Source organism: Acinetobacter sp. YH12046, from assembly GCF_013419905.1.
Lineage (GTDB): Bacteria > Pseudomonadota > Gammaproteobacteria > Pseudomonadales > Moraxellaceae > Acinetobacter.
In genome coordinates, this window is record NZ_VOZF01000053.1 from 1 (window position 1) to 7283 (window position 7283).

The following is a 7283-nucleotide window of genomic DNA, read 5'->3' on the forward strand; positions in this document are numbered from 1 at the left end:
AAGAAGTAGCTACGTATGCAGCCAAATATGATAGGAAAAGTTATGAAATAGTTATTCAATAGAATATAAATTACAATTACTAATTGAACGAAAAAACTTCAATTTGAAATTTCAAAAACTTGATTTTTCCACTAAATAACTATCCATTTAACATAATGGCTGTTATACGAAGCCAAAAAAGAAGCCTGGAAGACATCCCAGGCTTCAGATAATCCGTATTATGTTAATTTTAGCTAAATTTAACTATTCTAATTACTCTGAAATAAGAACATTTAATAAGAGGGGAAATAATGGGATTTATAAATGAAAGAATTAGTGGAGAGGATCGTATTGAATATGGTCTTGATGAAATAGAAAATAGTGTTCCTAGAGGAGTTTGGCATCCTGATAGAGATTGGACTATAGATAAAGAGCGAAAAATATATTTAAGACAAATATGGCAAAGTAATTCAGGACGAGAGCCTGAAAAAGATCCAAAATTTATTGATAGAACATATCATTTTTTTATTGATAATATTCTTTATCAAGTTCAAATCCATGATGATTTAGAGAAAGAAATAAAGACAAAAGAAGGCTATCTAAAGTCTATTTTAACAGTAACATCAATTAATCCAATGCAGAATAATAATGAAGAGTTAATGCAAATAATAAGAACACTATATGAAGCACTACTAATTAGACAAGGTAGTGGAATTTACTCCAATTGGATAAAAAAGTTTGATTTAACATTAATTTATCAAAAGTTGGAGATGAAAAACATGATCATCTCAAGTTCTTGATATTTGTAATAAAAAATTAATCACTAAAGTAAAATGATGTCAATTACTTTCATTTTTATGAAAAAAGTATTATGGCGACCAATATTGTGAACTCCTGATTTAACATAAAACCTCTTATGCGAAATTTAGTCATGACTAAACTTTTATTCCCATCTTCTCTTATTCTGTTCTAACAGTTTGTAAACATGACGTATATGAGCTCTGATGAGTTCATGAATGCGACCCACAAAATCACGGTCATATGCCTCATAAATACTTTGATTCATAGCTTTCGCCATCTGATTGAGATTACGTCCTAGAGCTGATAATTGCCCATTAGAGTCTCCTAGCAAATGAGCTTCATCTTGCCCAAAAAAATGAGCATCTTTTGTGACGTTTGCGGTAAGTACAGACAGAATATATTGATTCGTCTTCATTTTGCTTAGGGCTGCTCTTTCATCAATTTTCTTTAATAAACTTGGTTTAATTCTTAATTCTTTGCGTGTGGTTTTTTCAAAAACATCGATCGTGTCTTCTACTTTCTCCCTTTCAGCAATTTTTTCTCTTAACAGCTCCATGATCAATTCATTCGGATCTTGCTGCTCTGCCTGGGCCAAACTAAAGATTTTTTCAGCTAAATCATTATCCAGATGCAAGGAAAAATCCTGTCCAGAAAATGCAGGATCATTTTCTTTTTTATAAGCAGTTTCTAAAGCTTTCTGAAATGGCTCACCTTTCTTAACGCCTTGCTTTTCACACTTTGCCTCCCACCAATCAAGCACCGCTCGATCAATTCTAAAAGAAATCTTATTGTCTTTAGTCATGATTAATTCCGTAAGTAAAGTGATATTTTGCAGCTCTATATTTTAGAGTCTGGGTGACAAAATGGCAATTTTAACGGCTGTTGCCTATCCTGCCCTAGAAATCAATTCTTTGCCCTAGAAATCAATTCTTTGCATTTCTCCTATTTTTCTTTGTCATGACTAATTTTTTAAATGATATTCAGGAGTAAGAACTACATTAAAAACTGGTGCAATCAAGCCAATTGAAGATATCTGATTTAAGTTTCTTAAAGAGAAACGCGTAAGCGTGCATTCTGATCTGCTGATCAAAAATGAAAAAATCTCAAAAGCTAGAACCCAGTTTTTTAAATATGATTGAAGATCGCTTTTAAATGCGTTTTTAAGGCTCATTTAAATGAAAAGCACCCATATACTTAAAAATGGTAAATAGGGGCTAAAAATCGCAAATGAGAGCAAATTAGACTATGTTTTCATGCTTATCTTTTAAGAACCGAACGAGTGTCTACGAGTGACGTCCCAAAATTAAAATTCCAGAAGTCTTTTCCCTGATTACAAAGCTGCATAAGCCTATTCTCAACAAGAACAGAGCAAAGCGATTCGAGATTTATGCTGATGTATCGAGCGAAGCTCGAATAAAAAGTTTTATGAGCGAAGCGAATTCCGAAATTTGAATTAAAAATTGCCCCGACGAATCGAGTGAAAGCGAGATTCAATAGAGTTTGAGCGTAGCGAAAACATAGGGCAATTTTTCATGGTTTGGGCTTTTAATTATTTTTAAGCTTTTAAATGCTTTTAAATAGCCTGTAATCCTTTATTCATAATAGTTCTAGAGATATTAAAACGAGGTTTACCTTGCATTAAAACGAGGTTTACCTTGCATTAAAACGAGGTTTACCTTGCATTAAAACGAGGTTTACCTTGCATTAAGCGAGCTAATTGTATAACCTCGTCTTATTGAATTAAAAATATAATCTTTTCATATGAAAACAGAGCTAATTGTTAAAGATAATGCCTTAATCAATGCTAGTTATAACCTTGATCTAGTTGAACAGAGGTTAATTCTCCTAGCTATTGTTGAAGCCAGGGAATCGGGTAAAGGGATAAATGCTAATGATCCACTAACAGTTCATGCTGAAAGTTATATTAATCAGTTTGGTGTACATCGAAATACGGCTTATCAGGCGTTAAAAGATGCTTGCGATGACTTGTTTGCAAGACAATTCAGTTATCAGAGTCTTAGTGAAAAAGGTAACATTATTAATCACAAGTCAAGATGGGTGAGTGAGGTGGCTTATATTGATAATGAAGCTGTTGTTAGACTCATTTTTGCCCCTGCTATTGTGCCTTTAATTACTAGGTTAGAAGAACAATTTACAAAGTATGAAATACAACAAATAAGTAATTTAACAAGTGCTTATGCTGTTCGTTTATATGAAATATTGATTGCATGGCGTAGTACTGGAAAAACACCTCTCATAACTATTTATGATTTTAGACAAAAAATAGGTGTACTCGAAACTGAATACAAACGAATGTATGATTTTAAAAAATATGTTTTAGACATTGCATTAAAACAAGTAAATGAACATACCGATATCACTGTCAAAGTTGAACAGCATAAAACTGGTAGATCTATTACTGGCTTTTCATTTAGCTTTAAACAGAAAAGATCAGCCACGCATTCTGTCGAATCTAAAAGAGATCCGAATACATTAGACCTCTTTTCAAAAATAACAGATAAACAACGCCATCTATTTGCCAATAAGCTCTCCGAGCTTCCTGAGATGAGCAAATATTCACAAGGCACAGAAAGCTATCAGCAGTTTGCTGTACGTATAGCTGCCATGCTGCAAGATGTGGAGAAATTTAAGGAATTACTTCCTTTACTCAGAAAAGTAGGATTTCAATGACATTGTTAATTGAAATTGTTAAGTTAACAATCAGATATTAATACAAGTTAAAAACTGGTTTACATAATGAAAAAACTGTCAGTTTCAGAGTTAGCTAAGCTTTATGGATATTCAAGACAAGCTATATATGCACATATAAACAAAGGAAATTTATCTAAAGGATCTGATGGATTAATTGACTTTTCAGAGGCCCTAAGAGTTTTTGGGGAACCACAAAAAAAAGAGAATACTGTCAATCAAAGTCAATCAATTAACAGTCAAAACTTGACAGAAGTTGACTTACTAAAACGTCAAGTTGACATACTGGAAAAACAATTGAATCAGGCAATACAAAGAGAAAATCAATCTTTAGAACGTGAATCGTTTTATCAAGAACAGATTGAAGCTATGCAGCGCTTACTAGAAGCTCCAAAAGCCAATATGACTACATTTACCGATCAGAGCTTTAAACAGGATATAGCAACAGATCCTCGGCCACAGACTGAGTCAAACTATGACGAATTGACTACTCCAGAGAACAAACGTATCCCTGTCCCTGAACACGTTGAGCCTGAACCTAAGAAGAGGGGCTTCCTGAGCCGTTTTTTCCTTCCGTATGGTTAGCCAGGACTCCAGTTTTTTGATGAGCCAATTTCAGTGCAAGCACATGAAATAATGACTCACCAAAAAACCGGATGATGTTTATTAAAACTGAATAAAATCGTGGAACATTGCTTATTTATTAAGCGTGGAACACTAAAAAAGATAAAAAAAGCCCGAACAGGGATGTTCGGGCTATCAACTAGGAACTACAGCGTTGAATTTTCAAGAGAATTATAACGCATTTCGTATAAGGTGTATTATGTTAATTTTAGAAAAATTTAAAAAATGAAGAAACTACAAATCATCTTTTCAGTAATTTTAGTCATAGTAATTTTATGGGGTATACAATGGATGTTTCATGGTTTTCCAGTAAAACCTTCAAACATCAATAATGTAAAACCTACTGGAGATATAGAATCTAACTTAAATGCATTCTTAACTGACACAGCTTTACCACGAATAATAGAGAGTTGTATTCCCCTCTATAATGAAGATTTTAGAAAACTAAATTCTCAGCTTAAAAACTCACCTGATTTAATTAAGGCTGATCACTTTAATAAAGCTCAATTAATAACAATTAATTCTGATACAAGAAAAAAAGAAGCCAACTTATCTACTGTAAATATTATTAATGAATTTTTTACTGTTTTAGATAGTCCAATGACTAATCCAGAAATGCTACAAAGATGTTTCGGAAATTATGGTTATACACTTCAAGACATGAGAAGGATTAAGAAAAAATTTAGCAATTTTGCAAACTCAAATTAATTAGATACCCTGCATTTAACATAATGGCGGTTATACGAAATTAGTAGTTTTTACGCGGAATTCCTAACGTATTCATCTTTTGTCTTATATCTTTATTTTTACCAATAGGTAAAATATATTCATAACTTACATCGAAAAGTAGGTAATTAAGAAAAAAATTAAAGCGTTTTATAAGCCTTATAGTAACGGGAGAGACTATAGGGCTTTTTATTTATTTTAATATTCATATATCTATGATGAAGCCATGATGCTCGGCGATATAAAAAACCGGCTTGAGAATAGATCGGTCTTTTATGCTATTTGCTAAAATGCTCTTTTAAAATATAAAAAACTAAGCGTGTGTAGCACTGGGTCTAGGTGTTCTTTGGGCTTAGTTATTAGCGTTATTTAAATAAGTATAAGTCAATTTTTACCTAATGGATTTGCTTTTCAACTAGTTCTAATTTCTTTAATGCTTGCCCTTTTTTATGATCATTATTAATCTTTACAACTAGAGCTAAAATAAAAACTATCACTATAAAAACAAGGAAAATCAAATGCTTTTTCATCATTAATCCCTTCTTTTGATCTTTAAGAATGCCTTGTTCCTTTGTAAATAGATATGACATAAGGGAAGCACTGATACAAGCCTTTTTAAATGGCTTTAGCAACTCGATAAACAGTTGCAACTCCACAATTCACTGCTTTGGCAATTTCTTCCTTAGTCATATTGCCAGCTGCTAGTAATTCTTTTATTCGTTTGTGCTTAGCCTCATTGGCTTTCTTACCTGTTGGCTTGTAACCCGAACGTGCCAGGCCCTGCTTAATACGTTCTATACGTTTCTCATTGTCTAGGCGAGCCATTGTTGCCAGGAGATCAATCAACATATTATTAATGAGTTCTAGGATTGAATGAGTAATGGTGTCACTGGTTTGAATCATTTGGTAGGTAGTAGGAAGATCTGCCACAATTAATCGAAGTCCTTTCTCCTGAATCCTGCGCTTCAGTTCTTGAAAATCTCGTTGGGTTAGGCGTGATAAGCGGTCAATACTTTCAACTAACAAGGTGTCACCTTGATTTGCTTCTGACAGCAGCTTATTCAATTCAGGTCGGTCTAACTTCGTACCACTATAGTTTTCCACGTACACAATGGTTTCACCCAAATTCAAGTTTTGGTTTAGATCCTGAAGAATCTGCAAAGCCCTTTTTGCATCTTGATCTTTAGTTGAAGCTCGTAGATAAATACGTGTATTCATTTCTATCATTTAATCTTAATTCTATTAGATTAATGATAATAACATCATTTAATTATTGCATTAAGTCTAATGATAGATATTGTATGCGATTTGGCTCGCTATCATTCAGCTATAGTCTTTTGATAAAAAAAGCATGACTAAAAGCCATGCCTTGGGAATTCGTATAACGTGTATTATGTTAATTTTAGAAAATCTGTTTTAGTTTGTACCTTTTCAAAATTATGTAAAAAGCAAATAAAATACTTATCCAGAACAAATAATCAAAAATAAAATATAAGAAGATAAATTGATCTATTCCTATAATAATATTTAAAGGATCTAGCGCTATACTCCCACCTGGAGATACTTCACCATCTACTAAAAACTGTAAGGGAAATCCTCCTCCAATGACTTTAACTTTTTCAAGCTTGTCTACAACTATACGATCCACCAATGTATATTTCTGATAAAACAAAGATAAATAAGTAAAAATAAAAGATAAGCAATTGAAGTATAAAAATTTTTTCATAATTTTCTCCCATATATCTACTAATTTTAACAATTTTTAATCAGAGCCTTTTGGAATAATTTGTTTTAATTTCTCTATTATTATTTTCTCAAAAATTCCTTTAATATGAAAAGATTAGAATTTATTTTATTAATTTTTCTTGCAGCCTGTAGTCCAGTTACAGAAAAAATTGAATCAAATATAGTTGTTCCACGTATTCACTATACAGGGGGAGCAGATAATGCAAGTTATAGTGAGGCTAAGCTCATTAGGGAAGGTAAATGCTTATATCTAGAACATGCTGATGGCTCTAAAGTTCTGCCAATTTTTGCTACGAAAACTATAGATTGGAATATAGAAACTAAGAGCTTAAAAGTAGATTCAGACACTTATTTTTTAGGTGATAAAGTAGCATATGGAGGAGGCGGCTCCTATCCTCTAGAAAAAAATAATTATTCTTGGATAACTGAAGTAGATCATGGCTGTGATACCTCACAAGTTATAGTTATTAATAAACTCATAAGACCAATTGAAGAACTACCAAAATGAAGAATAGCCTATTTTACTGTCTTACATTAGTTCTACTTATAGGATGCTAGCCATTTGAAAAAAATGGATATATTTTTATTAAAAATCAGACTGATTATCCAATTACAGACCTTAAAGTAACTTATATTAGTGCTCAAAAAACTTATAGCTTAGGTACTCTTTATCCTTATTCAGAATATAAATACGCCAT

The 7283-nt window shown here is 32.3% G+C and carries 9 protein-coding genes; 5 read left to right on the plus strand and 4 right to left on the minus strand.

Translation table 11 applies throughout. From position 1 onward, the window contains the following. Nucleotides 1-290: 290 nt before the first annotated feature. Nucleotides 291-779: a hypothetical protein gene (locus FTU03_RS15465; protein ID WP_179993445.1), complete on the plus strand. Its 489-nt coding sequence runs from the start codon at nt 291-293 to the stop codon at nt 777-779. A 143-nt stretch (nt 780-922) separates the two neighbouring features. Here the strand turns inward: FTU03_RS15465 and FTU03_RS15470 are convergent, their stop codons facing one another. Then, a complete protein-coding gene (locus tag FTU03_RS15470) occupies nt 923-1582 on the minus strand; it encodes a plasmid mobilization relaxosome protein MobC (protein WP_179993446.1) in 660 nt (219 codons plus the stop codon). Between the two features lie 959 nt (nt 1583-2541). Between FTU03_RS15470 and repM the strand changes: the two genes are divergently transcribed. The 3 genes from repM (at nt 2542) to FTU03_RS15485 (ending at nt 4821) form a co-directional block, all read left to right on the plus strand. Continuing rightward, nucleotides 2542-3471, plus strand: coding sequence for a replication initiation protein RepM (gene repM, locus FTU03_RS15475; RefSeq protein WP_179993447.1), 930 nt, complete (start codon nt 2542-2544; stop codon nt 3469-3471). A gap of 66 nt (nt 3472-3537) precedes the next feature. Further along, entirely contained in the window at nt 3538-4074 is a 537-nt protein-coding gene (locus tag FTU03_RS15480) for a plasmid replication DNA-binding protein (RefSeq protein WP_179993448.1), read from the plus strand. Nucleotides 4075-4338: 264 nt separating this feature from the next. Continuing rightward, nucleotides 4339-4821 carry a hypothetical protein gene (locus FTU03_RS15485; RefSeq protein WP_074382622.1) on the plus strand — a complete coding sequence of 161 codons (483 nt, stop codon included), beginning with the start codon at nt 4339-4341 and terminating at the stop codon, nt 4819-4821. Nucleotides 4822-5234: 413 nt separating this feature from the next. Here the strand turns inward: FTU03_RS15485 and FTU03_RS15490 are convergent, their stop codons facing one another. The 3 genes from FTU03_RS15490 to FTU03_RS15500 all read right to left on the minus strand — a co-directional run bounded on the left by FTU03_RS15490 (nt 5235) and on the right by FTU03_RS15500 (nt 6565). Next, nucleotides 5235-5495, minus strand: coding sequence for a hypothetical protein (locus tag FTU03_RS15490; protein WP_373684510.1), 261 nt, complete (start codon nt 5493-5495; stop codon nt 5235-5237). Then, the gene (locus FTU03_RS15495) at nt 5455-6066 is read right to left on the minus strand and encodes a recombinase family protein (RefSeq protein ID WP_179993449.1); all 612 of its coding nucleotides are present in this window, start codon (nt 6064-6066) and stop codon (nt 5455-5457) included. Before FTU03_RS15495 ends, FTU03_RS15490 begins: the two co-directional genes overlap by 41 nt. A gap of 175 nt (nt 6067-6241) precedes the next feature. Continuing rightward, nucleotides 6242-6565: a hypothetical protein gene (locus FTU03_RS15500; protein ID WP_076755242.1), complete on the minus strand. Its 324-nt coding sequence runs from the start codon at nt 6563-6565 to the stop codon at nt 6242-6244. 105 nt (nt 6566-6670) lie between these two features. Between FTU03_RS15500 and FTU03_RS15505 the strand changes: the two genes are divergently transcribed. Beyond that, the gene (locus FTU03_RS15505) at nt 6671-7093 is read left to right on the plus strand and encodes a hypothetical protein (RefSeq protein ID WP_157759225.1); all 423 of its coding nucleotides are present in this window, start codon (nt 6671-6673) and stop codon (nt 7091-7093) included. The last annotated feature ends 190 nt before the right edge of the window (nt 7094-7283 follow it).

Excerpts from the sequence above, each read along its gene's own strand:
- FTU03_RS15465 (WP_179993445.1), top strand. The coding sequence starts at position 291 with ATGGGATTTATAAATGAAAGAATTAGTGGAGAGGATCGTATTGAATAT.
- FTU03_RS15470 (WP_179993446.1), bottom strand. The coding sequence starts at position 1,582 with ATGACTAAAGACAATAAGATTTCTTTTAGAATTGATCGAGCGGTGCTT.
- repM (WP_179993447.1), top strand. The coding sequence starts at position 2,542 with ATGAAAACAGAGCTAATTGTTAAAGATAATGCCTTAATCAATGCTAGT.
- FTU03_RS15480 (WP_179993448.1), top strand. The coding sequence starts at position 3,538 with ATGAAAAAACTGTCAGTTTCAGAGTTAGCTAAGCTTTATGGATATTCA.
- FTU03_RS15485 (WP_074382622.1), top strand. The coding sequence starts at position 4,339 with ATGAAGAAACTACAAATCATCTTTTCAGTAATTTTAGTCATAGTAATT.
- FTU03_RS15495 (WP_179993449.1), bottom strand. The coding sequence starts at position 6,066 with ATGATAGAAATGAATACACGTATTTATCTACGAGCTTCAACTAAAGAT.
- FTU03_RS15500 (WP_076755242.1), bottom strand. The coding sequence starts at position 6,565 with ATGAAAAAATTTTTATACTTCAATTGCTTATCTTTTATTTTTACTTAT.
- FTU03_RS15505 (WP_157759225.1), top strand. The coding sequence starts at position 6,671 with ATGAAAAGATTAGAATTTATTTTATTAATTTTTCTTGCAGCCTGTAGT.